Below are 26995 nucleotides of genomic sequence, written 5' to 3' on the forward strand. Positions count from 1 at the left end.
TTTAAAAGGGGGCGTTTTGAATGTTATTTTGAAAGTGAAACAGGGAGACTTTCTAATCCTCTTAAAAAGACATTTTTTCTCCATTGAATGTCTTCAGGTGCAACCGCAAGTTCAATATCAGGAAATCTCTTCAGAAGTGCGTTAAATGCAATGTGGCCTTCCAGCCTGGCAAGAGGCGCTCCTAAGCAGAAATGAATGCCAAAACCGAAAGAAATATGTCTGTTAGGCGACCGATTTATATTTAATATTTCGGGGTTCTCAAAAAAATTCGGGTCGCGATTGGCAGATCCAATGCCTATAAAAATCATGTCTCCTCTTTTGATCGAATGCCCCTTATATGTAAAGTCTTCGATGGCCCACCGATTTGCCATCATAACGACAGGTGAGGTGTATCGCAGCAATTCTTCAACCGCTGTAGCGATCATTTCAGGATGCTGCTTGAGCTTCTCACATTCCTTCTTGTGCTGCAGCAATGCGAGTGTGCCTGAGCCGAGTAAGTTAACAGTCGTCTCAAGGCCGGCTACAACGAGCAAGAACAGCATCGAATAGAGCTCTTTTTCGCTTAACTTGCTGCCGTTTTCCTCAGCATGCACAAGTTTGCTGATTAAATCGTCTTTTGGCTTTATCCTTCTGTCATGGATCAGCTTGGCGATATAATCTTTAAATTCACGAAGAGCCTGATTTGTCAGCTCTCTATTACCTTCAGAGGTATCAACCATCGCATTGGTCCAGATTTGAAACTGTGACCGATCTTCTTTTGGGATTCCCATCAATTCAGATATAACAATAAAAGGCAAAGGGGAAGCGAAGGATTTCATGATATCCGCTTTATTTTCTTTTTCCATTTCATCTAAAAGCTGTTCAGCAATTTGTTCAATGCTGCCGCGCAGATTTTCAATGGTTCGGGGAGTAAATGCTTGATGAACAAGTGATCGCAGGCGGGTATGGTCAGGTGTGTCTTTTGCCAGCATATGATCGGATACAAAATCGATATCTTCACTAACGTTGAGCATTTTAATTTGTTCTTGGTTCATCACATTTTTTACGTCTCTTGTAATTCGATTGTCTTTTAAAAAGGCCATACAATCATCGTATCGGGTAATTAACCAGGCCGGATATGTGGCTCCGAACCGTTTTAATTCAAATCGGTGAATGGGCTCTTCCTCTCTAAATCGCCCTAAAACTGAAAAAGGATTGTGATGAAACTCTTTACCATGCGGATGAAACATCAATTTTTCCATTTGCATTCTCCTCGCCTAATAGGGTAAATAGATGAATCAAATTGCTGAATTAGTTTACAAAAAACAGAATGATTTGAAATGTAATCCTGTCTCTAAAACTATATATCTATTTTAGGAGTCATTCAATAGGGTGAAGAACGAAAAAAGTGAAAAAAGGCTCGATATAAAGCAGCGCCTTTGAACGAAAGCTCAAAGGCGCTACGCTGTATTATTTTGATGAAAGTGACTGTCAGCTGTGCTGGATATCAATTGTATATACTGCACGATCTGTTACGACCTTCAATCCTTCGTTTTCTTGGTGAATATGAATGTCACCTAATAAAGGAATCTCATAGGCATTTTGCGGAAGCGGTACGTTTCCGTCCTCAGTGAATGTTGTTCCTTCGCCTTCTAAAACAAGCTCTTCTTTCGCAACATAATCATCAGGATGATTCGTACTGCGTATAGCCACTTTTTGAAGGTGGAGAACAATCTGATCCAAGTCTGATATCTCTTCATCATGGGTCAATTCACCTTTTCTAATATCAAGCGTCTGGCCGACTTTTGATTCCAGCCATTGAGAAAGCTGTGTATTCGTGTGTGCCATCAATATTCCTCCTTTTGATCTACACGATACTATTCCCAATTGCTGCATCTTTTACACGGAAAAGAGCCGCCTCACTCTTTATGTATGAAACAATTCGCTGTTGAGAGCCTTGATATAGCGTACGGCAGAACGCTGGACCGCTTCACCTGCATTTTCTTTGACAACTTTAGAAAAAGCATTGTAAAGCCGGTTGAATTGAAGCGGTTTTACTTTGGCTGCTATTTCTTCAACTTTGGAGGCGGGAAGGGGAATGAGATTTGGGTAGCTGTACATAAAGCTGACCCAGTTTCGGTCCGCCGCAACCGTAATGATATCTCCGGTCAATAGACACCCTTTCCCTTCATTGCCCTTGCTCCAATGCAAAACAGCACCGCCTTTAAAATGTCCGCCCAGTCGGTAAAGGTCCAGTCCCGGCTTTACGTTGAGCGTTTCCCCTGACCAGAAGTGAATGTGATTGCTTGGCCTTGTCACCCATTCTTTATCATCCTCATGGATATAGATCGGCGCCTGAAACGCTTCAGCCCACTCAACCTGAGTAGAGTAATAATGCGGATGAGACAAGGCAATGGCTTGAATACCGCCTAATTCGTTGATTTGGTCAATTGTCTTTTGGTCAAGATATGTCATGCAATCCCACAGCACATTGAAGCCCTTATGCTGGATAAGATGGGCTGTTTGTCCAATCGCAAACTCTGGTTCAGTTTTGATGCTGTAAAGATGCTCTTCTTCCTTTTGGAGGATGTTTTGAAGGGTTCCTTTCTCACGCATGTCTTCAAGAGTTGTCCAAGTTTGTCCATCGGGATGAATATACTGTCTTTCATCCTCGCAAATCAGACACGAGTTGGGCGGATCTACAGTCTGTGCATGTTGCACACCGCATGTATTGCAGATATAATATGGCACTTTCTTCACTTCCTTCATCTATTTTCCATTATTTTACCTTATGATTATGAATATTCAAACGAAAAAACCGGCAGTTCTGCTGAGAGAGAATTGCCGGCTTTTTGGTGCTTTTTATTGGCCAGGGACGGAATTTTTTGCGTTGACAGCGCCCGCTCCGTAGATATTCGGATCTTCATCTTTCCATTTGTCCGTGCCGTTTTTCAAAAGCTCTTTTACTTCATCGGGGGTAAGATCCGGGTTTTGCTGAAGAATTAAAGCTGCGATTCCTGCGCAAATCGGTGTTGCCATCGAGGTTCCTGACATTGTAAAGTACTGAGACCCTACACGGCTTGACTTTTGGAGCTTATCAATATAAGAATTCGGAGAGCGAAGGGAAATAATATTAACACCCGGCGCTAAAATATCGGGCTTTTCTTTCCCATATACTGTCGGGCCGCGGCTTGAGAAGGAAGCGACAGTATCATCATCGCTGCTTGCAGTATTGTTATCGTCAAGCGCACCTACTGTAATCACCTTTTCGCTCACGCCCGGGCTTGCAATGGTCTGCGAATCAGGGCCTGAGTTTCCGGCAGCGACACAGACGACAATCCCTGCGCTCCACGCTTCCTCAACCGCTCTGACTAACGGATCTTCCTGTTCATGATCATATCTAAGGGCATCGCCCCCGAGCGACATGCTAATAATATCAATCGGTTCATCGGGGTTGTCCTCATTGTATTGAATACACCACTCAACACCCTCTATAATATCTGCTAACGTTCCTGAACCCTGCTTGTTTAATACCTTTACGCCGATGAGATTGGCTTCCGGTGCAGGTCCGCGGTATTGACCGGAAGAGGATGCACCGCTGCTTGCGACATCACCTGCACAGTGTGTGCCATGACCATTATCATCGTACGGCTCTGTTTTTTGATTGACCATGTCCGCGAACCCGATAATTCTGCCTTCTAGATCAGGGTGCGGGTAGATTCCTGTATCGACAACAGCGACAGTAACACCTTTTCCTGTCAGGGTTTGCCCGTTTCTGACGACTTCCTTCGCATGGCTTGCTTCGGTTGCCGTGTCTAAAAGCGCTTTGACTTCGCGGTTTAAATACACTTTACGGATATTGCTGCATTCAGAGAGAAGGGAATGTAATGCTGAAGGAGTAACCTCCGCGCTGCAGCAGTTGATTTTGTTGAAGCGGCTTTTTAGCTTGCTGCGTTTTTCTTTTTGCAGAACCTCTCCAGCCATTTGAAAGCCGGTCTCGTGACAGCCTTCCTCAAATTCGATAATGACTGACATTTTTTTTCTGTTTTGCAATTTGGTTTCGAAAAATTTATGCAAGAAGCAAGGAGTCCATTTGAAGGGCCTGTAAAGCTGCAATACGGTTTCCCGTAACGGCCAATCTAGCTTGTGAGCATTTGCTCTCACCATTTGTACCATAGAGTACCCAAACATGTATTTTCCTCCTATTATAAGGTTCTCTGTATACTCTATGAACAGATGATAGGTTTGGTAAGTTTGTTTGTCCTCTATAAGAGACAGACAAGAGTTTGTTTTTCTGAATCTTTCGCATTAGATGCGATAGATTCAGAAGTTGAGGAAATCATTGGGGATTGAAAAAGAACGTTTGTTCGTATTATAATGTGATCATATCAAACTGGGAAGGGGAGAGCAACCGTATGAATTTCTACTTGCACCGATCTTTGGAAAGCCAAATGCCAATCAGCATTATATATATGAAGAAAGACGGAACGATTAGTAAAAGAACGATTATTGTGAGACAGAAAAGCAAAACGAAAATCAAAGCATTTTGTTTTTCGAAACAACAGATCAGAACATTTTTATTGGACTCTATCCTCTCCTGTGACTTTGTGAGAACAAATAAGCAAAATCTCTATTCTGCAGGCCGGTAACAGCTGTCCGTCTCAGCAACCGGGCAGCCTGTTACTAAAACCCTCCTTGAACCTATATACATTTATTTGCCAAGTGAGGTTGTTCCTACCTTTTATGTCTTTCCTCTCAACCTTTTTTCACTCTTATTTGAAATGAACCGCTAATAACCGTGACAATCAATTGATTTTTTGAAACCGGGAACTTTTTCACTGATGATATTGTGTATACAATGGTAAGATAAAACCTATTGGCTAAACCTCATATAATGAACCGCGCCATTCTTATGAAAGGAGTTAAACATGAGAAGATTTTTACTAAATGTCATATTAGTCTTAGCCATTGTCTTGTTCTTGAGATATGTTCATTACTCATTGGAACCAGAACCATCAAATCAGCCAGATACATATTCAAATTTCAGCAGCTTGGCAGAGAATGAGAGCCCAGCCGATTACGATATTTCATATAATGAGAAAAAAGGAAGCAAAGTCTTAATTATGTCTCCGCATGGCGGAAGAATTGAAGGCGGAGTAAGTGAGCTTGTGCGTTATTTCAATAATGAATACTCTACATACCTGTTTGAAGGGTTGAAGTCCCACGATAACCAAACACTGCACATTACAAGCACCAACTTTGATGAGCCATTGGCAAAAAAGAAAATCAAGGAGCATCAATATGTGGTGGCTTTTCACGGATATAAAGGAGAGAACAAGAATACGCTTGTAGGGGGAACAGACCGAAAACGGGCTAAAATGATTGTGAGAGCCCTTGAGCGGAGAGGGTTTTCCGCTGAGTTAGCGTCGTCTAAAAGCGGTCTTGCTGGATTGAATGCCGAAAACATTAATAATCAAGGGGAAACGGGGCTAAGTATCCAGCTGGAAATCAGTCGTGAGCAGAGAGAAGCATTTTTTGATGATTTTTATTATAAAAATAGAAAATACACAAAGAACAGTGAATTTTATGCTTATGTCAGTGCGATCAAAGGTGTCCTGGAAAAAGAGTATTCGTAACAAGCAGATCAGAAGACAAAATAAGAGAAGATCAGTAGACTGAAATAGGATAAAAAAGGAGGCAAAACAATGGCAGATCATCATTTTTATTTAAAAGCGAATTGGCCGGGTAACCGCAATGATGTCGGTACGATTGAAAGCGGAAACCTGATCACATCGATTTCCATTCCTAAAGAAATGGATGGCCCGGGAGAAGGGACCAACCCAGATGAAATGCTTCTCGGGGCGGCAGCGACCTGTTACATTATTACACTTGCAGCGATGATGGAGAGAAGCGGGCTGGAAAAAGAAGACTTACAGATGGAGTCAGAAGGCATTGTCGACGTCACAAAAGGAGTCTTTACATACAAAAAGATCATTCACCGTCCCTCTGTCGTGCTTAAACATGATGCTTCACAAGACGACGTCGCATTGGCGCACAAGCTTTGTAAAAAAGCGGAGTCGTCATGCATGATTTCGCGTGCAATTCAAGGAAATGTCGAGCTGCAGCTTGAAGCCTCTGTGAAACTGGGTGGAGAATAAAGAAAACAGACGGTCACTCACAGACCGTCTGTTTTTTATCTTCAGCGTGGGCTTTCGATTGATTTAGCACGACCACGCCTGCAATGACAAGCGTGAGACCGAATACACCTTTTAAACTGATGGTTTCGCCAAAAAGCAAAAACCCGACAATTGCTGTAAGTGCGGTACCAACGCCCGACCATGTTGCATACGCGCTTGATAAGTCAATTGTTTTTAAAGAAAAGCTTAGAAACGTAAAAGCAGAAAGAAATCCGACTATGACTCCGGCAATGGGCCAGGCTTGTGTAAATCCTTCTGAAAGCTTCAGCATCGTGCTCCCAAACACTTCAGATACAATGGCGAGAGCCAAATAAAGCAATCCTCTCATCTTCATCACTCCTTTACTGCCAATTAAGTAACACGACCCCTGATAGTAATAAAAGAATCCCGATAAGCCCTTTGGCATTCAGATCTTCCTTGAACCATTTTACTCCGATCACTGTCGTCAGCACCGTGCCCGCCCCGCTCCAAGTCGCATAGGAGAGGCTCAGGGGAATATGGTTTAAAGTCAGGGACAGCATATAAAAGGCGAGGGAATAGCCAATAACGACCAAAGCACTTGGCTTCCACTTTTTGAAGCCATCAGATACTTTCAGCATGGCTGCTCCTATCGATTCCGAACATATGGCAATCGTGAGGAATATATATCCTATCAACATCATGAATTCTCCTCACTATATTTTTAGATTAGAAAAAACTTCAGCTAGAAAAATATTAGTGTATGCCTATGTATGAGTCAAGAGATTCATTTTCACACACTAAAAAAGACCCCTTTTTAAGGGGTCTTGTGCGTTTAATAATAAAAAGGGAACGGGGCATACGGATAATAGGGGTATCCGCCATACAAATAAGGATTAAATAAAGCGCTTCCTATAAGCCCGCCTGCAAGGCCACCGATAAACGGTCCTCCAAAAAATCCGAATGGCCGGCCAAACCCATAACCAAATCCGGGTCTTCCAAACCCGTAACCGAACCCGAACGGTCTTCCAAACCCAAATGGTCTCCCGAATCCGAACGGCCTTCCAAATATTCTTGTATCTTCAGGGCTGAAATGCTCTAACTCGTTCATGTTTTCTTTCCTCCTGTAATAAAGTGTAGATGATGCAGTGTATTCACCCTGCCCGGATTTGATTGGGCGAATCGAGGAAAAGGAGGATGTGAACACATTGGGCCTGTATCAGTCTGACTGGTCAAAAGCACCGCCCCACGCACATGCTTATCATGTCAAAACAACGAGAGAACAGGGCCATTATCATCTAATCGAAGGGTTTACTCAGCCGGCAAACGGATCAAATACCGATCAGCATACACATTACTATACAGGGATCACTTCATTTGAAAACGGCCATTTTCATCGGTATTACGGAATCTCAGGACCGGCGATTCCCTTAGCAGATGGCACACATTATCATGAAATCGAAGAAACGACGTATCTGGCCTATAACGAGCCGATTGAGATCCAGTACGGAGGGGTTGTGTACGATCCCGGAGATGACAGAAGAAAAACGCATCGTCATACCCTGAAAGGAAAGACAAGGGAAATTGTCGGCAATGAGCCGCTCGGCTGGTAGAAGGATGTTTACCGATGCAAAAAAAGGGCAAAATGGATAGGTGGTTGTCCATGTTGAATGCTATAATGGGGGGAGATTTATAAAAGAGAGTGATACATATTGAATAATACGAAGCAGCCCGTTGTCATTTTAGTCGGACCGACGGCAGTGGGGAAAACCAATTTAAGTATTCAGCTAGCCAAATCCTTAAACGCGGAAATTATCAGCGGAGATTCGATGCAGATTTATAAAGGGATGGATATTGGAACAGCTAAAATTACCGAACAGGAGATGGAGGGAGTGCCCCATCATCTGATTGACATTTTAGATCCCCAAGACTCTTTCTCTACTGCCGATTATCAAAGCTTAGTAAGAAATAAAATCAGCGAGATTGCAAATAGAGGAAAGCTTCCGATGATTGTCGGCGGTACAGGGCTTTATATACAATCTGTGCTTTACGATTATACATTTACGGAAGAGGCAAATGATCCCGTGTTTCGAGAGAGCATGCAAATGGCAGCTGAGCGGGAAGGCGCTGACTTTCTTCATGCCAAACTTGCTGCAGCAGATCCCGAGGCAGCAGCTGCGATTCATCCGAATAATACAAGAAGAGTCATTCGCGCACTGGAAATTTTACATACGTCCGGAAAAACGATGTCCCAGCATTTGAAGGAACAAAAACGAGAACTTCTGTACAATGCAGTGTTAATTGGCCTGACAATGGATAGAGACACGCTTTACGAAAGAATTAATCAGCGGGTCGATATGATGATGCAGTCAGGCCTTCTTCCGGAAGTGAAACGCTTATACGACAAGAACGTGAGAGACTGTCAATCAATACAGGCGATAGGCTATAAAGAGCTGTATGCATATTTTGACGGTTTTGTGACACTTTCCGATGCTGTCGAACAGCTAAAGCAGAACTCGAGGCGGTATGCGAAACGCCAGTTGACGTGGTTTCGCAACAAAATGCAGGTCACATGGTTCGATATGACACCGCCTGTTGATATGGAGCTGAAAAAAAAGGAAATTTTCACACATATAGCAGGAAAACTCGAACTTTAATCGAAACTTTATGATATAGAGAATCAAGGAGGACGAAACATGAAACCGATTAATATTCAGGATCAGTTTTTGAATCAAATCCGGAAAGAAAATACGTATGTCACTGTTTTTTTGCTGAACGGCTTTCAGTTGCGGGGCCAGGTGAAAGGCTTTGATAACTTTACCGTATTGTTGGAATCGGAAGGTAAGCAGCAGCTTATATATAAACATGCGATCTCAACGTTTGCGCCGCAAAAAAACGTCCAGCTTGAACTCGAATAGATCAAAAAATGCCATGTCAAGACATGAGGAAAGGCTGCCGGGGGTTCCCGGCGGCCATTTTTAACATGCATCCACTTTTGCTCCAAGCTTTTTGTGTAAGCTGACCATGCCAAGGCACGGTCTTTTTTTATGAGAACAACATACGGAAGTAAAATGGTATATTATGTATAAAATGAATTTGGGAGTGATCGACCTTGTTTGAAAGTGAAGCAGAACTGAGACGAATCAGGATTGCACTTGTATGGATAGCTGTCTTTTTACTGTTCGGGGCGTGCGGGAATCAAGATACCATTATTGAAACAGACAGCGGCAATTCAGACTATGAAACGCCTCAGCCCACCTCGTTTCCACTTGAACATAACCATTTTGGCGTTATGGAGGACGGCTATATCAAAATTTATGAGTATAATGAGTCCCGCAATGAGGTAAAGCTGAAGAAAGAATACGCGGATGATGAGCTTGAATAAAATTCACAAGCATTCGAATTTACAAAGCGGATGCCAGCCGCTAAACTAAATACAGACACAGATCAAACAGAGGGTGAAAACATGAAGCATAAAGTGATCGTGAATCATTGGGAAGAAATTTGCGAAGATGATTCTTGCTATGAATACGGAACAAGTATCATTGTGAACGGAAAAGAATTAATCAGAGAAGCGTCAATTATCACTGCTTTGAAGGCGGTTTTAGAAGAGATCGGCGCGGATGTTGAAATAGAAGAAACAGTAGAGAGCGAAAAATGCTGTGATAGCTTAAGAAAAAAAAATCTAGACTACTAAGCAGTTTTTTTTCATGTTATGATATACATCGGCTAAAAACGACACCCCGAGTAGGACGAGAGATGATTCTCGTTCTGCTCTCTTTTTTGGGCCCTAATGAGTCTGCCCATTTGCCTGATTTGATCAAAATATGAATTTTTCATAAAAACGAATCTATATATTGTGTTTTTGCTAGAGGGTAGTATACTATATATAGTGTTAGTGATGAGAGATTCATATTTTTTGATAGGTCGTGATAAAACGTGGTACAAATCATATTTGATTCGAAAACAGGGAATGTTCAGCGGTTTGTGAATAAAACAGGCTTTCAGCAGATACGCAAGGTGGACGAAATGGACCACGTGGACACTCCGTTTGTTTTGGTCACCTACACGACAAACTTCGGCCAGGTACCGGCATCAACACAATCATTTCTCGAAAAATACGCCCATCTCTTATTAGGAGTCGCTGCGAGCGGCAACAAAGTATGGGGCGATAACTTTGCAAAAAGCGCCGATACCATTTCAAGACAATATCAGGTGCCGATCTTGCACAAATTTGAACTCAGCGGCACATCTAAAGACGTTGAATTGTTTACTCAGGAGGTAGAAAGAGTTGTCACAAAATCAAGTGCCAAAATGGATCCAGTTAAATAACGAAATCATGATCCAAAAAGATGGGAAATTCCAGTTTGATAAGGATAAAGAGGCTGTACATAGCTATTTTGTAGATTATATCAATCAAAACACAGTCTTCTTTCACGATTTAAAAGAGAAGCTGGATTATTTGGTTGAAAATCAATACTACGAAGAGGAATTCTTAAGCCTTTATTCTTTTGAAGACATTAAAGAAGTGTTTAAGACAGCTTACGCTAAGAAGTTTCGTTTTCCTTCCTTCATGAGTGCGTTTAAATTCTATAATGACTATGCTTTGAAAACGAATGACAAGAAAAAAATCCTCGAGCGTTATGAGGACCGGATCTCAATTGTTGCGCTGTTCTTCGCTAACGGCGACACTGAGAAAGCAAAAGAATATGTAAACCTGATGATCAATCAAGAATATCAGCCGAGCACACCGACATTTTTGAATGCCGGCAGAAAACGCCGCGGTGAACTTGTGAGCTGTTTCTTGCTCGAAGTTAATGATTCTTTAAATGACATTTCAAGAGCAATCGATATCTCCATGCAGCTTTCTAAGCTTGGCGGCGGGGTTTCTCTTAACCTGTCCAAGCTTCGCGCGAAAGGTGAAGCCATTAAAGATGTTGAGAATGCGACAAAAGGCGTTGTAGGCGTCATGAAGCTTCTTGATAACGCGTTCCGTTACGCTGACCAAATGGGACAAAGACAAGGGTCCGGCGCGGCGTATTTAAACATTTTCCACCGCGATATCAATGATTTTCTTGATACGAAAAAGATTTCTGCGGATGAAGATGTGCGCGTCAAAACGCTTTCGATCGGTGTTGTCATTCCGGATAAGTTCGTTGAGCTTGCACGCGAGGACAAAGCGGCTTATGTATTCTATCCGCACACGATTTATAAAGAGTACGGCCAGCACATGGATGAGATGGACATGAACGAAATGTACGACAAGTTTGTCGACAACCCTCGGGTGAAAAAGGAAAAAATCAACCCGCGGAAACTGCTTGAAAAATTGGCGATGCTTCGTTCTGAATCAGGCTATCCATACATCATGTTCCAAGATAACGTCAATAAAGTGCATGCGAATAACCATATTTCCAAGGTCAAATTTTCTAACCTTTGCTCTGAAGTGCTGCAGGCATCTCAAGTTTCTTCATACACAGACTATGATGAAGAAGATGAAATCGGTCTGGATATTTCCTGCAACCTGGGTTCGCTTAACATTCTCAATGTCATGGAGCATAAATCAATCGAAAAGACAGTCAAGCTTGCGACAGACTCTTTAACACACGTGTCTGAAACAACTGACATCCGTAATGCGCCTGCTGTAAGACGGGCAAACAAAGCGATGAAATCAATCGGCCTCGGTGCTATGAACCTTCACGGCTACCTTGCGCAAAACGGCATTGCGTATGAAAGTCCGGAAGCGCGTGACTTTGCAAACACGTTCTTTATGATGGTGAACTTCTACTCCATCCAGCGTTCTGCGGAAATTGCAAAAGAGAAGGGCGAAACATTTGATCAATATGAAGGATCAACCTATGCGACAGGTGAATACTTCGACAAATACGTTTCAACTGATTTCTCACCGAAATACGAAAAAATCGCCAACCTGTTTGAGGGTATGCATATCCCGACGACAGAGGACTGGGAAAAGCTAAAAGCATTTGTCGCTGAACACGGCATGTATCACAGCTACAGATTATGCATTGCGCCGACAGGCTCTATCTCATACGTTCAATCAAGCACGGCGTCTGTTATGCCGATTATGGAACGGATTGAAGAACGAACATACGGCAACTCAAAAACGTACTACCCAATGCCTGGGCTTGCATCTAATAACTGGTTCTTCTATAAAGAAGCCTACGATATGGACATGTTCAAGGTTGTTGATATGATCGCCACTATCCAGCAGCACATTGATCAGGGAATCAGCTTTACATTGTTCTTAAAAGACACAATGACGACCCGTGATTTAAACCGAATCGATCTGTATGCACATCATAGAGGTATTAAAACCATTTACTATGCAAGAACGAAAGATACTGGGCAAGACAGCTGCCTTTCTTGTGTTGTTTGATTAAAGGAGAGTTTATAGTGACAAAAATTTATGACGCAGCAAACTGGTCAAAGCATGAAGACGATTTTACCCAAATGTTCTATAACCAAAACGTGAAACAGTTCTGGCTTCCTGAAGAGATTGCTTTAAACGGCGATCTCCTCACATGGAAGTACCTCGGAAAAAATGAGCAGGATACTTATATGAAGGTACTGGCCGGACTTACGCTTCTTGATACAGAGCAGGGGAATACGGGGATGCCGATCGTGGCTGAACACGTAGATGGCCACCAGCGGAAAGCGGTGCTGAACTTCATGGCGATGATGGAGAACGCTGTCCATGCGAAGTCGTACTCTAATATTTTCATGACCCTTGCACCGACTGAAACGATCAATGAAGTATTTGAATGGGTTAAACAAAATAAATATTTGCAGAAAAAAGCGCAAATGATTGTCGGGCTTTACAAAGCCATTCAAAAAGATGATGAAATTTCACTGTTCAAAGCGATGGTTGCTTCCGTCTATCTGGAAAGCTTCCTTTTCTACAGCGGTTTCTATTATCCGTTATATTTCTACGGACAAGGAAAACTGATGCAAAGCGGTGAGATCATTAACCTGATCCTTCGTGACGAAGCGATTCACGGCGTGTATGTCGGTCTCCTTGCTCAGGAAATTTATAATAAACAGACAGAAGAGAAAAAAGCAGAGCTTCGTGAATTTGCGATTGACCTTCTGAATCAGTTATATGAAAATGAGCTTGAATATACAGAGGATTTGTACGATCAAGTCGGACTCTCACACGATGTAAAGAAATTCATCCGCTATAATGCGAATAAAGCGCTGATGAATCTTGGATTTGATCCATACTTCGAAGAGGAAGATATTAATCCGATCGTATTAAACGGATTAAACACAAAAACAAAATCGCATGACTTCTTCTCTATGAAGGGGAATGGCTATAAAAAAGCGACAGTTGAGCCGCTCAAAGATGATGACTTTTATTTTGAAGATGAAAAAGAGCAGATATAATATCTGCTCTTTTCGGCTTGAAGGTTCAAATGAGGAGGACGCAGTACCCATGGGAAAAATGGACGAAATGATTTTAGTTGCCCCGCGCGATGATGTGTTTAAGAAAGAAAGCTTAACCTTCCAGGGCGTGTACAATGAAGATAGCAGAGTAGCAGAAATCATGGCTCAGATTGAAGCGGCCTATCGTGAAATGAGAAGAGGGGACGCAGAAGAAGATCCGCGTTTCAAGCAGCCGATACCTTATGTCGTCATTAAGCGTGAAGATGAAGTTTTTCTTTACGAGCGGCTGGCTGGCGGCGGTGAATCGCGTCTGCACAACAAGCTTTCTCTCGGCTTTGGCGGCCATATGAACGCCATCGAAGGGGCAGCTTCATTTGCTGAAGTCTTAAAGCTGAACACAGACCGTGAGCTTGAGGAAGAACTGCAAATAAATGAAGAAGATAAACAGGCGATTGTCACACTGGGATTGATCAATGATGATGAAAACAGTGTTGGCAAAGTGCATATCGGTATTCTTTCTGCGCTTCAATTAAAGCCTGGGGCACAAGTGGAAGTGAAGGAGAAAGAACAAATTGCGGGTAAATGGATGAAAGTTTCTGAATTAAAACAGGATGACATCTACAACCGTCTGGAAACATGGTCACAGTTTGTTGTTGATATTCTTGAATAAAAAAACCCGGTTTCTCGCGATGAGGAGCCGGGTTTTTTTATGAGACGCTCGTCCCCGTCTCGGTTATGATTCTAGGATCACAATAGCGTCAAAGCCGGCATTTTTCGCTCTGGCAGCGAGGGTGTCTGCATTGTCTTTGGATGAAAATGCGCCAATCTGCACTTTGTATAATCCGTCCTTTAATAGGACAATCGAGTCAAAACCTTTGGCTTCGGCTTTACTTGCGAGCGAGTCGGCATTCGCTTTGACTTTAAATGCGCCGATTTGAACCTTATATAACCCTGAGCTGGAAGTCTTTTTAAGGTTAAAGGCTTGCTCCAGCCCGTTTGCATGTCCTCTCGCTAAGCTTTGAATAAAACTGCTCGTTTTCAGCTTATTTGCATCGGCAACGGTATCAATGAAGCCGTTCTCGGTCAAGAGGGCAGGCATTGCCGACTCCCTTAGGACGTGGAAGTTCGCCGTTTTTTTGCCGCGATCGGCAAAGTCGACAGCTTGTATCACTTCAGAGTGAATTGCCGATTGATAAGTCGTCGTCGGGGCTCCTACACCTGGATAAATATAGCTTTCAAAACCTGTGCCTCCCCCGGAATTAACGTGAATGGACAAAAAGAAATCTGCTCCCCAGTTATTTGCGGCATTTGTCCGGTCGTTTAAGCTGACATATTGGTCGCTTGTCCGGCTCAGCAGCAAAGAAACGCCTTCATATTCATTAGTTAATATCGTACGTAAGGCTAAAGCGATTTGCAGGGTTAACGTTTTTTCCTGAAGGCCATTACCTGTTGCGCCTGGATCAGACCCGCCATGGCCAGGATCAATAAAAATTTTAACCATTTTTCATCACCTCATTACAGGATATGAAAAAACACGGCTTCTGCTTGTACGATTATCATTCAACTGAAAAATGAGGAAATAACCCTTTCACACCGGGAATTATTTCTCGGGAAAGCGCACAATTCAACATGAAGCGACAACAGATACGGCCCGACATGAAATATGTGCATACGCCATATGTTTGTTTGTACTATGGGTTCGGTTAACCTGCACTGATTCCTGCTGATTTTAAGCTTTACGTTCATAAGCATTTGAAACGTAAATTGATGAGAAAAGCTCCTTTCATTAAAGACACCACTTTATAAATCGAAAAAAAGAAAAACACTTCAGGTATCTTACGGCGGGTAATACGCTTCGTACAAAAAACAGCCCGTTACATGAAAAAAGGATTGGCGAATGGGGATAATAATGAGAAAAAGAAGCTCACTATAATACTCTGACAAAATGATTAAAAACAAAATCTCATGGTTTGTCCACCCCATGTCCGTGAATACAATAAGAAATAAAGTATTTCTCGGGAAAGCGCAGGATTCCTTATTGTTCCCGAAAAAAGCAATTGTTTCGACACATGATAGGCGTTTGTCACAATCGGCATCCGCTTGAATATCATATAGAGAGAACAGAGAGGTGAAGATGTTGGAGCGCGCTGTGACTTATAAAAACAACGGACAGATCAACATTATTCTGAACGGGCAAAAGCAGGTGCTGACGAATGCTGAGGCAGAGGCGGAATATCAGGCTGCATTGCAAAAAAACGAAGCAAAGCACGGCATTTTGAAGGAAATCGAAAAAGAGATGAGCGCATTAGTTGGGATGGAGGAAATGAAACGCAACATCAAGGAAATATACGCCTGGATTTTTGTGAACCAAAAACGCGCGGAGCAAGGCTTGAAGGTTGGAAAGCAAGCGTTGCACATGATGTTTAAAGGAAATCCGGGAACGGGAAAAACGACGGTTGCACGGCTCATCGGCAAGCTGTTCTTTGAAATGAATGTCCTGTCAAAAGGCCACTTAATAGAAGCGGAGCGGGCTGACCTGGTCGGGGAGTATATCGGACACACCGCCCAAAAGACGAGAGACTTAATCAAAAAGTCATTAGGTGGCATTTTGTTTATAGACGAAGCCTACTCGCTGGCAAGAGGCGGCGAAAAGGACTTTGGGAAAGAAGCGATCGACACACTTGTCAAGAACAAGGTTTTAACTTTTATGCCACTTCTCAACTCGATATCCCTAAGCCTCAACGTCAGCATAAATACGTATGGCAGCAATATTTAGAGCGATTTAATGAGATCAAAAAAATGCACTTTGAAGAGCTTAAAACTGTAGGAGAGATTTCTAAGGAACTAAATATTTCAGATTGGATTATTTTAGATTTATTTAAATCACAAAATGTGGACAAGCTTTCATTTCAGGAATTGTCTAAGCGTAGACGAACTAAGGACTTTGCTTTTCTTTATGATCTGCATTTCAATAAGAAAATGAGCCTGAAGGAAATTAGTCGAGCTTTCGATTATTCTCCACCTTATATCCGTCAAGTTTTTAAGGATCAGGGAATTAAACACTTAACCTTTAAAAATCAGTATAAAAATTGAATTTGATTTTACATCTAGTTTTGGCTTTATCGGATATGTCTGTATATAATAATTAATTCTAAATAAAATTCCCATTTTATTTAGATCTGAAAGTGGCTTGATTGCATACCAAATATAAGGTACCCTGTATATGTATCATAGGGGTTTAACAGCCACTATAACTCCAGAGAGCTCCCTCACATAGCTCTCTGGTTTTTTTAATTTATAGGATGAAGAAAAATCTTATGGTAATCAATTAAAAGAACAGGAGACTATGAATGGAATTCTTAATTAGACAAGAACTCACACATGAATATAATACGACTGAAGAAATTGTTAAAAGAGCTTTTTTTAATGAAGAATATAGTGACAAAAAAGAGCATTTACTTGTAAATAGGATTAGAAAATCAGATGCATTCATTCCTGAACTTTCATTGGTCGCATTAAATCAAGATAAAGATATCGTAGGTCATGTCCTTTTATCTAAAATAAAAATCATAGATGGCGATAACACTGTCGATTCTTTAGCACTTGCTCCAGTTTCTGTTGCGCCTGATTATCAGAAAAAAGGAATTGGGAGTAAATTAATTCGTACTGCGTTAAAAAACGCAATAGAGCTTGGTTATCGTTCAGTAATTGTTTTAGGACATAAAGATTATTATCCAAGGTTTGGTTTTAAGCCAGCTAGCTTATGGAATATAAAAGCCCCATTTGAGGTGCCTGATGAAGTGTTTATGGCTCTAGAATTAGCAGATAATTCTCTTGAAGATGTGCAAGGTATCGTTAATTATTCAAAAGCTTTTTTTGAGTAAAAATTAGATGATTGATTAGATATTGTTAAAAAGAGGTTGTCCCGAAATTTTTTTAATCTGTGGATAGCCTCTTTTTGTGTAAAGAGCCCAAAAAATAAAAAAGAAAGCCACAAAAGGCTTTCAATTAGCGTTCACATGCATAATTGTCATGATCCCTGTCCATTTTAGATTGGTAAGCAGGGTGGGAGCTAGGCACTCCATTCGGATATTTCTTTCTTAACTCTGTACAATTTTTAAACGTTTCTGTTTCTCCAGTTGACTCTGAAGAAGCTTCTTTTTCAGTTGTAGTCGAAGTTTCACTTGATGTCTTTGGAGTAGTAGGCTGTTTAGCTGCCGGTTTAGATGTTGTTGCTTTTTTAACTGCAGTGGTTTTCTCTTTCACACAGCCATTAAATCCTCGGTCAGTCACATATCCATTCTTGCTCCAGATAGAAAGCTTCTCTGATTTTGCTTCTTGCTCGTCTTTCTTAAATTGATCTATGTATTTCGTATTTGGCTCATATACATACGCTACTCTGGCCAATCCTTCTTTTAGCAATGTCTCTTGAACAGATTTGCCATCCACATAAACGTATGCTAACAGTCTTCCATACTTATCTCTGCGATCGCCTTTATCAAATTCCAGCTGCAGTTTACCACTGTTGACCAATTCTTTGTTCCGTTTAGATGCATCCTCACCGTATGGTTGAACACAAGAATTTGGTTTCTTAGTTTCAGGTGTATCAACGAGCAAGTAGCGGACTGTATCTACATTTCCATTGTAGCTTACTTTAATTGTGTCACCATCAACAGCTCTATCTAGAGCAACATCGACCAATTCCTTTTTGTCTTTCTCTTTAGATTTGTCAGTAGTTTTTTCTTTAGTAGCTTCCTTTTGTTCTGTTTTCTTTTCTACATCCGTAGACGCTTGTGGTGTTTCTTTTTCCGTGCTTACTTTTTCAGAATCATTGGAGCTGCAAGCTGCCAACGATAAACTCAAAGTGAATGCTGCAAAACCTAATAATACTTTCTTCAACTTCATTTCCCCTTTTAGAATGTTTGTTCTCTATTTATATCGGTAAACCATCAATAATTATAATCCTATATCTAATTATTGTGAATTTAATTTTTCCTTAATATCATTGCATTTCCCTTTAAAACTTCCAGACGCATGTTAAAATTTCACTGAATTCATAGTCAAAAGGGGAATGTTTTTATGCTTGGAATCAACGTTGAAAAATTAAATGAAAACTTAATTATCAATTGGCAGCTATCCAGAATTGAAATTCCAATCAAAGAAATCAATGATGTTTTTCTTGATCCAAACTATGGAGGAGAGGAAAAAAGTGCAGTAAGGATTGGATTTCCTTATGGCTCTACGGATAGGATAGTGATTAAAACAGCAAATAACACTTACATTTTGTTCACCACTAATGCTGCTTCTATTATGAGTAAAATTGTTTCCTAATAACCAAGTGATGTCCTATTAGTAATGCTTTCCTTATAGCTGTATGACATGGTAAAATCTAGATAATTGTTGATAGGGGGATGGGATATGGAAGAAGGCAAACTTATTCATTTGACACTTGCTGGTATTAAAGAAGCTGTTTCTAAGTATGGCACTTTTCCAATGATTCAACCAGGTGGTTTCATATTAGAAGATGCCACATTTGAATTTAATGAACCTGCAACAGAAGAAGAAATTAGAAAATTAGAATCACATTTCAATGTAAGTTTACCCAAAGATTATAAGGAGTTCCTAGCTCTACATAATGGTTTGGAGTTTCTTGATGGAATCGAAATACTCAGTATTAAAGATGTTATGAAATACAATGAAACAGAAGACCTACCAGAAAAGTGTTTTTTGATTGGTTATCATTTTGATGGAAGGTATGTTATAGATTCGAACAGATATGAAAAAGGAGACTTAGATTACTTATTTTATTTGGATTCGATTGATCATTTTGATGAGGCAGTAGATTTAAAGGCGAATTTTGAAATTTGGTTTGATCGACTTTTAAGTTCGAACGGAAATAAGTACTGGGAAGTTGAAAGAGATGTTAAAGCTTATTATGAAAATATAGATGAGTAAAGGACTCTGATTAGAGTCCTTTATTACTTTTAATTAATAAGAAGCCCACCATGGATTGACCTCTGTTCTATGGAAGCTCCGATCCAAAGGAATTAAATTCCCAGTCATATTTCCGCCGCCGTATTCCCTTGGAAGTTGATGGTGGATTTCAAACTTAGTCCAAGTTTTTTTGCCATATTTCTTATCGTACCAATTTCTATAGGCTGTACGTTCTTTAGTTCCCCATTTAACTCTTTTTTCCGCGGGAATCTTCTTCCAGAAAACATGTGATGGTGCTAATAGATTTAATCCCGATTGTTTGTCAGTATAGACAGGGAAGAACATGCCTTTTTTGTTTGTAAGGTATAGGCCTTCTGTCCAAGTTAAAGTTCTAATGGAAGGGGGTCTTCCTGCCCAAGTTGCGATAGCGCTTCCTGAATACTTCCAAAAGGCTGAAGCATTCACATTAAGCAGTTGATGTACTTCCGCACCTTTTTTTATTTGACCTGCAACGAAAGTTTTTCTTATTACGTGAGGGCATGTAAATTGTTTGTTGTAATAACCACTTTTACATAGAGCTTGTTGAACTTCAAGAGTTGCAGGAGGTGTTCCAACAACTTTTGTAACCTCTACTCCATGAATTACTTTATTGACCTTTCCACCTAAAAAAGTATGACCGAGATAAACTACATTCCCAGCTTTCTTTTCAAGGGTTTTTCGTTGGTTCTCACTTGTAACGTTTCCTGATGAAAGTTTGTTTCCTTGTTTGTCGTAGGCTATATATGTTTGATAGGAATCTGTTACATCGAGTCCTTCTTCTTTTGCAATTTTAGCTAGTTTGCTAGAGGTACCAGTGATCTCTTTTTTGGAGCTGTTTTCACTGAATTGCTTTATTCCATTAACTGAAGAAATACGTTGGGTAAGGTCGATTCCTTGGATGCTTGTTTTGTTAGATGATTCACTTGCAGCTACTTTCTTTTCATGTGTGAAGAGTCCAGAAAGAAGTAAAACAACAGTTAGAGCGGTTAATCCAAAGCATTTTAAAAACTTTTTCATAAACAATCATCTCCTTTTTCTGTGTTATTAACAAATGAATAATCAGCGAGTGTTAAATTGTTGCAAATAATTACATATTATCCCACCTCCAGGCAGGATCATATCAGATGACCTAAAAAATTACAATTGATTTTTAGAGAGTTAAGAAACATTTAAAGTTGTAAATTCCTAGGTTAATTGGTTGTGCACTAGGTGATAACATGGGGATTTGTGGTAAAATTTATATGGAGTAAGCATGAAAGGAGAATGATATGAAGGTTTTTGAAGCTGATTCACTACTCTCTGAAGCGGATAAAAGAACCAAAGAGTATAAGGAACTAAGGTCGCAAATGGTGAAGCTCAAAAAAGCGTTTAAAGCTGTAGCTGACCTAGACGACAGCGAGTTTTCAGGTAAGGGTGCAGACAACATTAAAGCATTTTATCATGATCATGTCGGTGTTACTGATCAATGGATTGATTTAATTGACATGAAGATTGCTTTCTTAAGCAGCATGTCTGCAAAACTTGAAGATGCAAAGATGTCAGATGCTTACATAGAAGAATCTTTTTTAGAACATGAACTGGCGAACGCTTATACAAAATCAAAATCCATTATGTCTGAACAGAAGAAAGCGATGAAAGACATTCTGAATGACATCAATGATATCCTTCCCCTTGAAATATTCTCAACAGAAGACTTCAAAGACAAACTTTCTTCTGCAGATGACAAACGTGAAAAAACAATCGATAAGCTAAACAAGCTTGATGAGGATTTAAAAACAGAATACGCTGAAACAGAACCAAACGAACAATTTATTCAGCAAGATTTTAAAAAGCTGCAGGAATCAACAGGCAAAGGGAAGAACGCCACTCCGATTCACTATAACGCTAAAGCGTACAGAGAAAGTGACATACATAAGAAAAAAGGCGATATTGAAAAGCATTCTGAAGCTTACTTAAGCGTGAAGAAAGAAGAAGCAAAGGAACGTGAAATCAAGGAATTAAAGAAAAAACTTAATGACGGTGTATCTGACCCAAATGAGTATTTAGAGATTGCTAAGAAGGTAGGCTATAAGAATCTCGAGCCGGCTCAGGTTCAGCTTGCTGTACAAATTGAACAGGCCAAACAGCTAGAAAGCGCAGGAGAAATCACATGGGATATCGTAAAAGGTGTAGGAGTAGGTTTATATGATGTCGGAAAAGACACATTAACCGGCTTATGGGACTTCATCACCGATCCAGGAGAAACATTGTCAGCGCTGGGCAATGCAGTTATTCATCCAGTTAAAACATATGATGCAATATCTGCTGCAATTGAAGAGTCATATCAAAAGGATATGGTGAATGGAGATGCCTATTCAAGGTCAAGATGGGTAACGTATGCAATTGGCTCAGTGGCTGCAGCTGTTGTCGGAACAAAAGGTGCAGGAGCCATTAACAAAGCTGATGCAGCAGGCAAGGTAATAAATAAAGCTAGTCAAGCAGGGAAGAAAATTAAGGACGTCAAGATTCCAGATTTGCTGCCTTATAACCCTAAGTACGATCTTGCTATGGCAGGGGACGTGCCATACAATGTAGTGGATGGAGAAAACTTAAAAAATCAGCTAATGAGTTTTGCTAAAGGGTCAGATAAAGAAGTAAAACCTTTCGATGTCGTTGATTATAGACCAAGTAACAGTCCTTTAGAGAATCATCACGGTGTAATGGACGTATGGGCTAAACACAATGTTCCGAATTATGTGAGTAGAGGGAGTAACACACCAACAGTAGCTTTAACTAAGGAACAACACAACGCTACCAAGAAAGTATATAGAGAATGGTTGTTCGAAAAAACAGGGAAGAAAGTTGGCGGCAAAGTAAACTGGAAAGAAGTATCCCCCAGAGAAATACAAGAACTTACTGAGAAGATGTTTGATGCTGCTAATGTTCCTAAAGAAGCTAGACAGCAATATTATAACGCATTTAATCAATACAACTTTAGAAAGTAGGTGCGGACTTGAGCATTGATATGTTAATCAAGAAGATTGCTTCCACATCAGACTGTCGGCTGTTTGAAGCTGATGGTCTCCCAGTAATAGACGAGAAGCATCAACTACCAAAAGATATTAGTGAATTTTATGAACAATGTGGTGGAGCAGTTTTATATGAAAATGCGGATTATCCAATATACATAGTACGACCAGCTGAGTTTGAATTAGCTAATCCCATTATTGTTGGGGAGCTCTGTGAAGAAGACATTTCATCCGAGTGGTATATTGTTTGCACGGATGGAAAAGGAGAATACCTAACAATTGACTTAAACGATCAGCGAAAAGGAAAATGCTATGACAGTTTTTTTGATCGACATGGAATAGTCGGCGAAACACAGGTGATAGCAAGTTCATTTACAGATTTAATACAGCGACTGCTTGAAAATAAGGGTAAACATTGGTATTGGTTAAGGGATGATTATGTATCACTAGGCGATGCATATGATGGCATAGAAATTGAATAATCTATTAAACAAAAGTATTGCAATTGTTCATTGCTAAAGATGTGCAATGCAGAGGGTATTAAAATGAGCTTCACTAAGATCGAACAAAAGTTGAAAGAGTTTACGATTGATGCTGGCAGATATCCTAGCATTAATACAAATGAACAACTCAAAGAGCTTGAAATGAACATAGGCAATCAATTACCTTCAGATTATAAGGACTTTTTGAAGAAATATGGAGGATGTTATTTAGAAAGTAAAAAAACATCAGATGAGATTGAATATGACGTTTGCTATAAACCTTTAGAGAAAGATCCTTGGATGGGCAAGGGCGATGATAAACAATTGTTAGAAGGTTTTTATGGTTTAGCGAACGATCACAACAATCTTCAGAAAGCGATCGATACATATTCTGATCGCTTTCCTAGAAATATTATCCCGATTGCAAGCTCTGCAGGTGGGAATGAAATATGTATGGATATCGATAATGAAAAGATATTGTTTTGGGATCATGAATCAAGTCATCCTGATAAAGACTTTTTCCTGATTGCCAATTCGTTTGAGGAGTTTATCCTAAGTTTAGTTGATGAACCAACTGAAACTGATGATAATGTTAGCGATGTTGAAATTGAGATTTTGGACAATGATTTTGGAAAGTTGCTCTTTGGGAAAGACAAGTAGTCTTTTTTAAAACGCTCCTCTAAGCAAAAGTATTGCAATTGTGAGATGAAGCAGAAGTAAGCATCCACAATTCAATAAAATAATGGTTTTACCCATAAAGCAATAGTATTGCAAATACCATTTTTATATGGTTATAATTAGGGTAATGATACAATTATATAATTATTTTATGCATTTGTTTAATTGTATTGCATAAAATAAAAAAGACCAGGGTGCTACCAACACCCCGGATCTGTACAAAAAGCTGCCCATCAAAGGGCTTGCTCATTGGTTCTTAGTTGAGATAGACCATTCCCTGAACTTTCTGAGGGCTCAAGGGAGGTCTATTTTTTGTCTATATACGTCAACAGGGCAATTATAAAAGACCCAAATGCAAGCATGAGTATTAATGCTTGAAATGTTGACATTAGCATCACCCCCTTTCATTAGGGGATGAGCAAGACTCCCTTGAGTGAGCAAACTTAATGTACAGGAAATATTATACTATACATAAATCCCCTTGTCGTTAAAAATTCACAATAAATTACCAATATGAATCATATGTTTTAAGATTGGATAGAACGTATCTCTAAATTCCCCGTGCACTAATTGATTTTAGAACCTCCTTTGCATCCTCTACAAAGAAAGGGTCATGAACTAAATTTAACTTACCTGGATTTTTACTAAAGTATTTAGCCAATTCAACTAATGTTTGGTCGCGCATTTCTTTTGTAATCAATTTTTCTATATCGTAAAATTCAATCTCTCCATACCTTGCTTTATAAAAACCCAGTCTATCTATGTCTAATAGGGGAGGCGCTCCTATTGCAGCGTGAACTTCTTGAGCGAGTTCATTTAATATAAAATAGCCGATCAACTGAAGGTTATCATTTTTATCCAAAGCGTTCTTTTTCGTTGTTTTAAAATCATACAACGTCCCATCAATCCAAATATCTGCGTCTGCACCGCCTACTAATGGTGAGCTAATGCCAAAAGAAGGGTTAAAAACAACTTCGCTGTTTTTTGTTAATATGCCACTGTTTATGAACTTATTTTCGAAAACCTCTAGCAGGCTTATTAGGTCATTGACTATTTCATCAGAAGAATCTATACAAGTATAAAAATCAACATTTGTCTCTCCAATTGTTCGAGATCTGTATAGCTGTTCTAGTTTGGCTAGCTTTAATGCTATTTGACATATATCTGGAGAAATTTTCGACTCACTTCTGATAAAGTCTAAAATGTCGTTTATTAAGGGTATATAGAAAGTATCCGTGAGCGAATAGTTCTTAGTTTTGTTACTTAATTTCCTCAGTCCCTTATAGGCAATTAAATGATCTCTTGCCTCCTCTTTATTCGTGAACTGTCCAATTCTAAACCTTGCTAAGTAATCAAAAGCAACACCCACTAAACTTGAATCGTATCGATTTTCAAGTGCATAGGGAACATATGTTGAATATTCTTTTGAAAAAGGAAGATTACCACTCAGGGTATAGTAATCTTCTTTTAATGGCTCTATAGAAGCAAGGATATTTTTAAATTCCTTGTCTTTTAGTTTTTTGCTTGTTAGTTTGCTAATCAATGACATTACTTCATCTCCTCAATTAACTTATCCATTTGTTAATAAGTGTATCACGTTTAAATTGTCATAGTATCGATTCATTACCAACATTTACATCGAACTTTTGTTCTCTTTTATACTGAATAAAGAACGTTTGTTCTGTTAATATTAGATCAATAAAGGAGTGAGTCGATATGCTTAGGGATCGAGGAACAATCAAATGGACATCAATGATGCTTCCAGAACATTTAACACAACTTAAACAAGATTTGATTGATGTGTCAAAAATTGAAAAACCATCCTTAGATGACCAACAAATTGAAGAGATGGATCTTCTCGTCTCCGAGGCACTTGAATTTAATAAAGAGTTGAGATTTAAACTCTTTAACAATGGATTCGTTGAAAATGTCACCGGCAGAGTCCATTACATTAATTTTGAACAACAAAAGCTTCACGTGAAAGACCAGAACGACAATACAGTTTATATCAGCATGAATAACATCATAGGAGTTACATACAATGATTGATTACTCACAATTTCCACGAAAGAATATACTTTGTGTCGATATGAAATCGTTTTATGCTTCTGTATCGGCTGTAACAATGGGACTTAATCCTTTAACATGCTATCTTGCTGTTGTAGGGAATACGGAGAGACAAGGAAGTGTAGTATTAGCTGCATCTCCTGCACTTAAAAAAGATTTTGGAATCAAAACAGGATCGAGATTGTTCGAGATACCTGAAGATCCAAGAATACACATTGTAAATCCGCAAATGAAGCTTTTCATCAGAGTTTCAACTGAAATTACAAAGCTGTTTTACAGATTTGTTCCTGAGAAATGCGTACATACGTTCTCTATCGATGAATCTTTTTTAGATGCAGGAAAAGAAGACTCTGAAGAAATGGGCAAAGCAATACAAAGCAGTATGTGGAGAGAATTTGGTTTGATGTGCACAGTAGGTATTGGAGACAATATGTTACTCAGTAAGCTTGCACTTGACCTGGAGAGTAAGAAAACGAAAAGTGGTATTGCACGTTGGAGATATGAAGATGTGCCAAATAAACTTTGGAAGGTTCACCCGTTGTCTAAAATGTGGGGAATAGGAGGGAGGATGGAAAGGAACCTGAATCGAATGGGGATATCAACTGTAGGTCAGTTAGCTAAATTTCCTTTAGAGCTGCTTGAAAAGAAGTTCGGAATAATGGGAAACCAGTTGTATTATCATGCTCATGGAATCGATTTATCTGAAATAGGTGCTCCGTTGATGCAAGGTCAGATTAGTTTTGGTAAGAGTCAGATTTTACTGAGGGATTACACAAGGAGAGAAGAGATTAAGGCTGTTCTTCTGGAGATTTGTGAGGAAGTAGCAAGAAGGGCACGCACACATAATAAAGTTGGTCGAACGATCAGCCTTGGAATTGGTTACAGTAAAGATGAGCTTGGTGGTGGATTTCATCGATCCAAAACAATTAACTTTCCTACAAATATTACAATGGACATTTATAGATGCTGCTTGATGCTCTTTAATAAGTTTTACTCGGGTAAAACTGTGAGAAGTATCTCAGTCACGTTGTCAAATATTGAGAATGATGTGAATCAGCAGTTGAGTTTATTTGAAGTGGATAATGAAAAGAGAAGAAAGCTTGGTTTCGTTATGGACGGGATTAGAAACAAATACGGATCGAAAGCGATACTGAGAGCAGTTTCTTATACATCTGCAGGAACTGCACTTCACAGAGCTGGACTTACTGGGGGACATAAATCATAAAAATAACCCCCTCAATTTGGAGGGGGG

The 26995-nt window shown here is 39.9% G+C and carries 33 protein-coding genes and 1 pseudogene; 22 read left to right on the forward strand and 12 right to left on the reverse strand.

Annotated elements, in window-relative coordinates:
• Positions 1-23: 23 nt before the first annotated feature.
• From NYE20_RS09580 to aprX, 4 genes are all read right to left on the reverse strand, one after another.
• Entirely contained in the window at positions 24-1241 is a 1218-nt protein-coding gene (locus NYE20_RS09580) for a cytochrome P450 (RefSeq protein ID WP_128740345.1), read from the reverse strand.
• 229 nt (positions 1242-1470) lie between these two features.
• On the reverse strand, positions 1471-1827 hold the full coding sequence (locus tag NYE20_RS09585) for a hypothetical protein (RefSeq protein ID WP_003231786.1): 357 nt from the start codon (positions 1825-1827) through the stop codon (positions 1471-1473).
• Between the two features lie 78 nt (positions 1828-1905).
• Positions 1906-2730 carry a hypothetical protein gene (locus NYE20_RS09590; protein WP_161621590.1) on the reverse strand — a complete coding sequence of 275 codons (825 nt, stop codon included), beginning with the start codon at positions 2728-2730 and terminating at the stop codon, positions 1906-1908.
• A gap of 111 nt (positions 2731-2841) precedes the next feature.
• Entirely contained in the window at positions 2842-4170 is a 1329-nt protein-coding gene (aprX, locus tag NYE20_RS09595) for a serine protease AprX (RefSeq protein WP_161621591.1), read from the reverse strand.
• Between the two features lie 224 nt (positions 4171-4394).
• Between aprX and NYE20_RS09600 the strand changes: the two genes are divergently transcribed.
• The 3 genes from NYE20_RS09600 (at position 4395) to NYE20_RS09610 (ending at position 6137) form a co-directional block, all read left to right on the forward strand.
• A complete protein-coding gene (locus NYE20_RS09600; protein WP_014476869.1) occupies positions 4395-4628 on the forward strand; it encodes a hypothetical protein in 234 nt (77 codons plus the stop codon).
• Positions 4629-4907: 279 nt separating this feature from the next.
• A complete protein-coding gene (locus tag NYE20_RS09605) occupies positions 4908-5615 on the forward strand; it encodes a poly-gamma-glutamate hydrolase family protein (RefSeq protein WP_003245758.1) in 708 nt (235 codons plus the stop codon).
• Positions 5616-5684: 69 nt separating this feature from the next.
• The gene (locus NYE20_RS09610; protein ID WP_003231775.1) at positions 5685-6137 is read left to right on the forward strand and encodes an OsmC family protein; all 453 of its coding nucleotides are present in this window, start codon (positions 5685-5687) and stop codon (positions 6135-6137) included.
• Between the two features lie 13 nt (positions 6138-6150).
• Here the strand turns inward: NYE20_RS09610 and ebrB are convergent, their stop codons facing one another.
• The 3 genes from ebrB to NYE20_RS09625 form a co-directional block, all read right to left on the reverse strand.
• On the reverse strand, positions 6151-6504 hold the full coding sequence (gene ebrB / locus NYE20_RS09615) for a multidrug efflux SMR transporter subunit EbrB (protein ID WP_014476870.1): 354 nt from the start codon (positions 6502-6504) through the stop codon (positions 6151-6153).
• A gap of 13 nt (positions 6505-6517) precedes the next feature.
• Entirely contained in the window at positions 6518-6835 is a 318-nt protein-coding gene (gene ebrA / locus NYE20_RS09620; protein ID WP_015483253.1) for a multidrug efflux SMR transporter subunit EbrA, read from the reverse strand.
• 134 nt (positions 6836-6969) lie between these two features.
• On the reverse strand, positions 6970-7245 hold the full coding sequence (locus NYE20_RS09625) for a hypothetical protein (RefSeq protein WP_003245252.1): 276 nt from the start codon (positions 7243-7245) through the stop codon (positions 6970-6972).
• A gap of 88 nt (positions 7246-7333) precedes the next feature.
• Here NYE20_RS09625 and NYE20_RS09630 point away from each other — a divergent pair, with 88 nt between their 5' ends.
• From NYE20_RS09630 to NYE20_RS09670, 9 genes are all read left to right on the forward strand, one after another.
• Positions 7334-7747, forward strand: a complete 414-nt coding sequence (locus NYE20_RS09630) for a YmaF family protein (RefSeq protein WP_003231769.1) — start codon at positions 7334-7336, stop codon at positions 7745-7747.
• 99 nt (positions 7748-7846) lie between these two features.
• The gene (miaA, locus tag NYE20_RS09635) at positions 7847-8791 is read left to right on the forward strand and encodes a tRNA (adenosine(37)-N6)-dimethylallyltransferase MiaA (RefSeq protein ID WP_021479248.1); all 945 of its coding nucleotides are present in this window, start codon (positions 7847-7849) and stop codon (positions 8789-8791) included.
• Positions 8792-8830: 39 nt separating this feature from the next.
• Positions 8831-9052 carry an RNA chaperone Hfq gene (hfq, locus tag NYE20_RS09640; protein ID WP_003221097.1) on the forward strand — a complete coding sequence of 74 codons (222 nt, stop codon included), beginning with the start codon at positions 8831-8833 and terminating at the stop codon, positions 9050-9052.
• Positions 9053-9246: 194 nt separating this feature from the next.
• On the forward strand, positions 9247-9519 hold the full coding sequence (locus tag NYE20_RS09645) for a YmzC family protein (protein WP_014479841.1): 273 nt from the start codon (positions 9247-9249) through the stop codon (positions 9517-9519).
• Positions 9520-9600: 81 nt separating this feature from the next.
• Positions 9601-9831, forward strand: a complete 231-nt coding sequence (locus NYE20_RS09650) for a hypothetical protein (RefSeq protein ID WP_003245262.1) — start codon at positions 9601-9603, stop codon at positions 9829-9831.
• A 242-nt stretch (positions 9832-10073) separates the two neighbouring features.
• Positions 10074-10466, forward strand: coding sequence for a class Ib ribonucleoside-diphosphate reductase assembly flavoprotein NrdI (nrdI, locus tag NYE20_RS09655; protein WP_003231758.1), 393 nt, complete (start codon positions 10074-10076; stop codon positions 10464-10466).
• Complete coding sequence (gene nrdE, locus NYE20_RS09660) at positions 10426-12528, forward strand: class 1b ribonucleoside-diphosphate reductase subunit alpha (protein ID WP_038828297.1); 2103 nt, start codon at positions 10426-10428, stop codon at positions 12526-12528. Before nrdI ends, nrdE begins: the two co-directional genes overlap by 41 nt.
• Before the next feature lie 17 nt (positions 12529-12545).
• Entirely contained in the window at positions 12546-13535 is a 990-nt protein-coding gene (gene nrdF / locus NYE20_RS09665; protein WP_003231754.1) for a class 1b ribonucleoside-diphosphate reductase subunit beta, read from the forward strand.
• A 49-nt stretch (positions 13536-13584) separates the two neighbouring features.
• Positions 13585-14205 carry a hypothetical protein gene (locus NYE20_RS09670; RefSeq protein ID WP_032725746.1) on the forward strand — a complete coding sequence of 207 codons (621 nt, stop codon included), beginning with the start codon at positions 13585-13587 and terminating at the stop codon, positions 14203-14205.
• A 63-nt stretch (positions 14206-14268) separates the two neighbouring features.
• Here NYE20_RS09670 and cwlC read toward each other — a convergent pair whose 3' ends face one another.
• Positions 14269-15036 (reverse strand): sporulation-specific N-acetylmuramoyl-L-alanine amidase, encoded by a 768-nt coding sequence (gene cwlC / locus NYE20_RS09675; protein ID WP_017694914.1) that lies wholly within the window; start codon positions 15034-15036, stop codon positions 14269-14271.
• 633 nt (positions 15037-15669) lie between these two features.
• Here cwlC and NYE20_RS09680 point away from each other — a divergent pair.
• The 3 genes and pseudogenes from NYE20_RS09680 to NYE20_RS09690 all read left to right on the forward strand — a co-directional run.
• Positions 15670-16224, forward strand: a pseudogene (locus tag NYE20_RS09680) (AAA family ATPase); the annotation flags it as partial.
• A gap of 110 nt (positions 16225-16334) precedes the next feature.
• Positions 16335-16628: a hypothetical protein gene (locus NYE20_RS09685; RefSeq protein WP_032721590.1), complete on the forward strand. Its 294-nt coding sequence runs from the start codon at positions 16335-16337 to the stop codon at positions 16626-16628.
• A gap of 257 nt (positions 16629-16885) precedes the next feature.
• Positions 16886-17419 carry an N-acetyltransferase gene (locus NYE20_RS09690; RefSeq protein ID WP_163135728.1) on the forward strand — a complete coding sequence of 178 codons (534 nt, stop codon included), beginning with the start codon at positions 16886-16888 and terminating at the stop codon, positions 17417-17419.
• A 124-nt stretch (positions 17420-17543) separates the two neighbouring features.
• On the opposite strand, the gene yokF is transcribed toward NYE20_RS09690, so the two are convergent.
• The gene (gene yokF, locus NYE20_RS09695) at positions 17544-18434 is read right to left on the reverse strand and encodes an endonuclease YokF (RefSeq protein ID WP_163135730.1); all 891 of its coding nucleotides are present in this window, start codon (positions 18432-18434) and stop codon (positions 17544-17546) included.
• 180 nt (positions 18435-18614) lie between these two features.
• Between yokF and NYE20_RS09700 the strand changes: the two genes are divergently transcribed.
• Both NYE20_RS09700 and NYE20_RS09705 read left to right on the forward strand, forming a co-directional pair.
• Positions 18615-18866 (forward strand): hypothetical protein, encoded by a 252-nt coding sequence (locus NYE20_RS09700; RefSeq protein WP_061891062.1) that lies wholly within the window; start codon positions 18615-18617, stop codon positions 18864-18866.
• Positions 18867-18953: 87 nt separating this feature from the next.
• Positions 18954-19490 (forward strand): SMI1/KNR4 family protein, encoded by a 537-nt coding sequence (locus NYE20_RS09705; RefSeq protein WP_163135732.1) that lies wholly within the window; start codon positions 18954-18956, stop codon positions 19488-19490.
• A gap of 33 nt (positions 19491-19523) precedes the next feature.
• Here NYE20_RS09705 and NYE20_RS09710 read toward each other — a convergent pair whose 3' ends face one another.
• Positions 19524-20525, reverse strand: a complete 1002-nt coding sequence (locus NYE20_RS09710) for a hypothetical protein (protein WP_250621107.1) — start codon at positions 20523-20525, stop codon at positions 19524-19526.
• Between the two features lie 251 nt (positions 20526-20776).
• Between NYE20_RS09710 and NYE20_RS09715 the strand changes: the two genes are divergently transcribed.
• From NYE20_RS09715 to NYE20_RS09725, 3 genes are all read left to right on the forward strand, one after another.
• On the forward strand, positions 20777-22492 hold the full coding sequence (locus NYE20_RS09715) for a ribonuclease YeeF family protein (RefSeq protein ID WP_163135734.1): 1716 nt from the start codon (positions 20777-20779) through the stop codon (positions 22490-22492).
• A gap of 8 nt (positions 22493-22500) precedes the next feature.
• Entirely contained in the window at positions 22501-22998 is a 498-nt protein-coding gene (locus tag NYE20_RS09720) for an SMI1/KNR4 family protein (RefSeq protein WP_003246188.1), read from the forward strand.
• 63 nt (positions 22999-23061) lie between these two features.
• A complete protein-coding gene (locus NYE20_RS09725) occupies positions 23062-23658 on the forward strand; it encodes an SMI1/KNR4 family protein (RefSeq protein ID WP_163135736.1) in 597 nt (198 codons plus the stop codon).
• Between the two features lie 323 nt (positions 23659-23981).
• On the opposite strand, the gene NYE20_RS09730 is transcribed toward NYE20_RS09725, so the two are convergent.
• On the reverse strand, positions 23982-24071 hold the full coding sequence (locus NYE20_RS09730; RefSeq protein ID WP_250621108.1) for a putative holin-like toxin: 90 nt from the start codon (positions 24069-24071) through the stop codon (positions 23982-23984).
• A gap of 155 nt (positions 24072-24226) precedes the next feature.
• Complete coding sequence (locus NYE20_RS09735) at positions 24227-25225, reverse strand: hypothetical protein (RefSeq protein WP_163135738.1); 999 nt, start codon at positions 25223-25225, stop codon at positions 24227-24229.
• 167 nt (positions 25226-25392) lie between these two features.
• On the opposite strand from NYE20_RS09735, the gene NYE20_RS09740 reads away from it, so the two are divergent.
• The gene (locus tag NYE20_RS09740; RefSeq protein ID WP_339185057.1) at positions 25393-25725 is read left to right on the forward strand and encodes a YolD-like family protein; all 333 of its coding nucleotides are present in this window, start codon (positions 25393-25395) and stop codon (positions 25723-25725) included.
• Positions 25718-26968 (forward strand): UV damage repair protein UvrX, encoded by a 1251-nt coding sequence (locus NYE20_RS09745; protein ID WP_339185059.1) that lies wholly within the window; start codon positions 25718-25720, stop codon positions 26966-26968. Before NYE20_RS09740 ends, NYE20_RS09745 begins: the two co-directional genes overlap by 8 nt.
• Positions 26969-26995: the final 27 nt, after the last annotated feature.

The organism is Bacillus sp. FSL R5-0416, assembly GCF_037975425.1.
Taxonomy (GTDB): domain Bacteria; phylum Bacillota; class Bacilli; order Bacillales; family Bacillaceae; genus Bacillus; species Bacillus subtilis.

Excerpts from the sequence above, each read along its gene's own strand:
- NYE20_RS09625 (WP_003245252.1), bottom strand. The coding sequence starts at position 7,245 with ATGAACGAGTTAGAGCATTTCAGCCCTGAAGATACAAGAATATTTGGA.
- NYE20_RS09715 (WP_163135734.1), top strand. The coding sequence starts at position 20,777 with ATGAAGGTTTTTGAAGCTGATTCACTACTCTCTGAAGCGGATAAAAGA.
- NYE20_RS09705 (WP_163135732.1), top strand. The coding sequence starts at position 18,954 with ATGGAAGAAGGCAAACTTATTCATTTGACACTTGCTGGTATTAAAGAA.
- NYE20_RS09605 (WP_003245758.1), top strand. The coding sequence starts at position 4,908 with ATGAGAAGATTTTTACTAAATGTCATATTAGTCTTAGCCATTGTCTTG.
- NYE20_RS09730 (WP_250621108.1), bottom strand. The coding sequence starts at position 24,071 with ATGCTAATGTCAACATTTCAAGCATTAATACTCATGCTTGCATTTGGG.
- NYE20_RS09700 (WP_061891062.1), top strand. The coding sequence starts at position 18,615 with ATGCTTGGAATCAACGTTGAAAAATTAAATGAAAACTTAATTATCAAT.
- NYE20_RS09650 (WP_003245262.1), top strand. The coding sequence starts at position 9,601 with ATGAAGCATAAAGTGATCGTGAATCATTGGGAAGAAATTTGCGAAGAT.
- NYE20_RS09690 (WP_163135728.1), top strand. The coding sequence starts at position 16,886 with ATGGAATTCTTAATTAGACAAGAACTCACACATGAATATAATACGACT.
- NYE20_RS09685 (WP_032721590.1), top strand. The coding sequence starts at position 16,335 with ATGCACTTTGAAGAGCTTAAAACTGTAGGAGAGATTTCTAAGGAACTA.
- NYE20_RS09585 (WP_003231786.1), bottom strand. The coding sequence starts at position 1,827 with ATGGCACACACGAATACACAGCTTTCTCAATGGCTGGAATCAAAAGTC.
- NYE20_RS09670 (WP_032725746.1), top strand. The coding sequence starts at position 13,585 with ATGGGAAAAATGGACGAAATGATTTTAGTTGCCCCGCGCGATGATGTG.
- NYE20_RS09580 (WP_128740345.1), bottom strand. The coding sequence starts at position 1,241 with ATGGAAAAATTGATGTTTCATCCGCATGGTAAAGAGTTTCATCACAAT.
- NYE20_RS09740 (WP_339185057.1), top strand. The coding sequence starts at position 25,393 with ATGCTTAGGGATCGAGGAACAATCAAATGGACATCAATGATGCTTCCA.
- aprX (WP_161621591.1), bottom strand. The coding sequence starts at position 4,170 with ATGTTTGGGTACTCTATGGTACAAATGGTGAGAGCAAATGCTCACAAG.
- NYE20_RS09745 (WP_339185059.1), top strand. The coding sequence starts at position 25,718 with ATGATTGATTACTCACAATTTCCACGAAAGAATATACTTTGTGTCGAT.
- NYE20_RS09735 (WP_163135738.1), bottom strand. The coding sequence starts at position 25,225 with ATGTCATTGATTAGCAAACTAACAAGCAAAAAACTAAAAGACAAGGAA.
- NYE20_RS09710 (WP_250621107.1), bottom strand. The coding sequence starts at position 20,525 with ATGAAAAAGTTTTTAAAATGCTTTGGATTAACCGCTCTAACTGTTGTT.
- NYE20_RS09610 (WP_003231775.1), top strand. The coding sequence starts at position 5,685 with ATGGCAGATCATCATTTTTATTTAAAAGCGAATTGGCCGGGTAACCGC.
- cwlC (WP_017694914.1), bottom strand. The coding sequence starts at position 15,036 with ATGGTTAAAATTTTTATTGATCCTGGCCATGGCGGGTCTGATCCAGGC.
- NYE20_RS09600 (WP_014476869.1), top strand. The coding sequence starts at position 4,395 with ATGAATTTCTACTTGCACCGATCTTTGGAAAGCCAAATGCCAATCAGC.
- ebrB (WP_014476870.1), bottom strand. The coding sequence starts at position 6,504 with ATGAGAGGATTGCTTTATTTGGCTCTCGCCATTGTATCTGAAGTGTTT.
- ebrA (WP_015483253.1), bottom strand. The coding sequence starts at position 6,835 with ATGTTGATAGGATATATATTCCTCACGATTGCCATATGTTCGGAATCG.
- NYE20_RS09725 (WP_163135736.1), top strand. The coding sequence starts at position 23,062 with ATGAGCTTCACTAAGATCGAACAAAAGTTGAAAGAGTTTACGATTGAT.
- hfq (WP_003221097.1), top strand. The coding sequence starts at position 8,831 with ATGAAACCGATTAATATTCAGGATCAGTTTTTGAATCAAATCCGGAAA.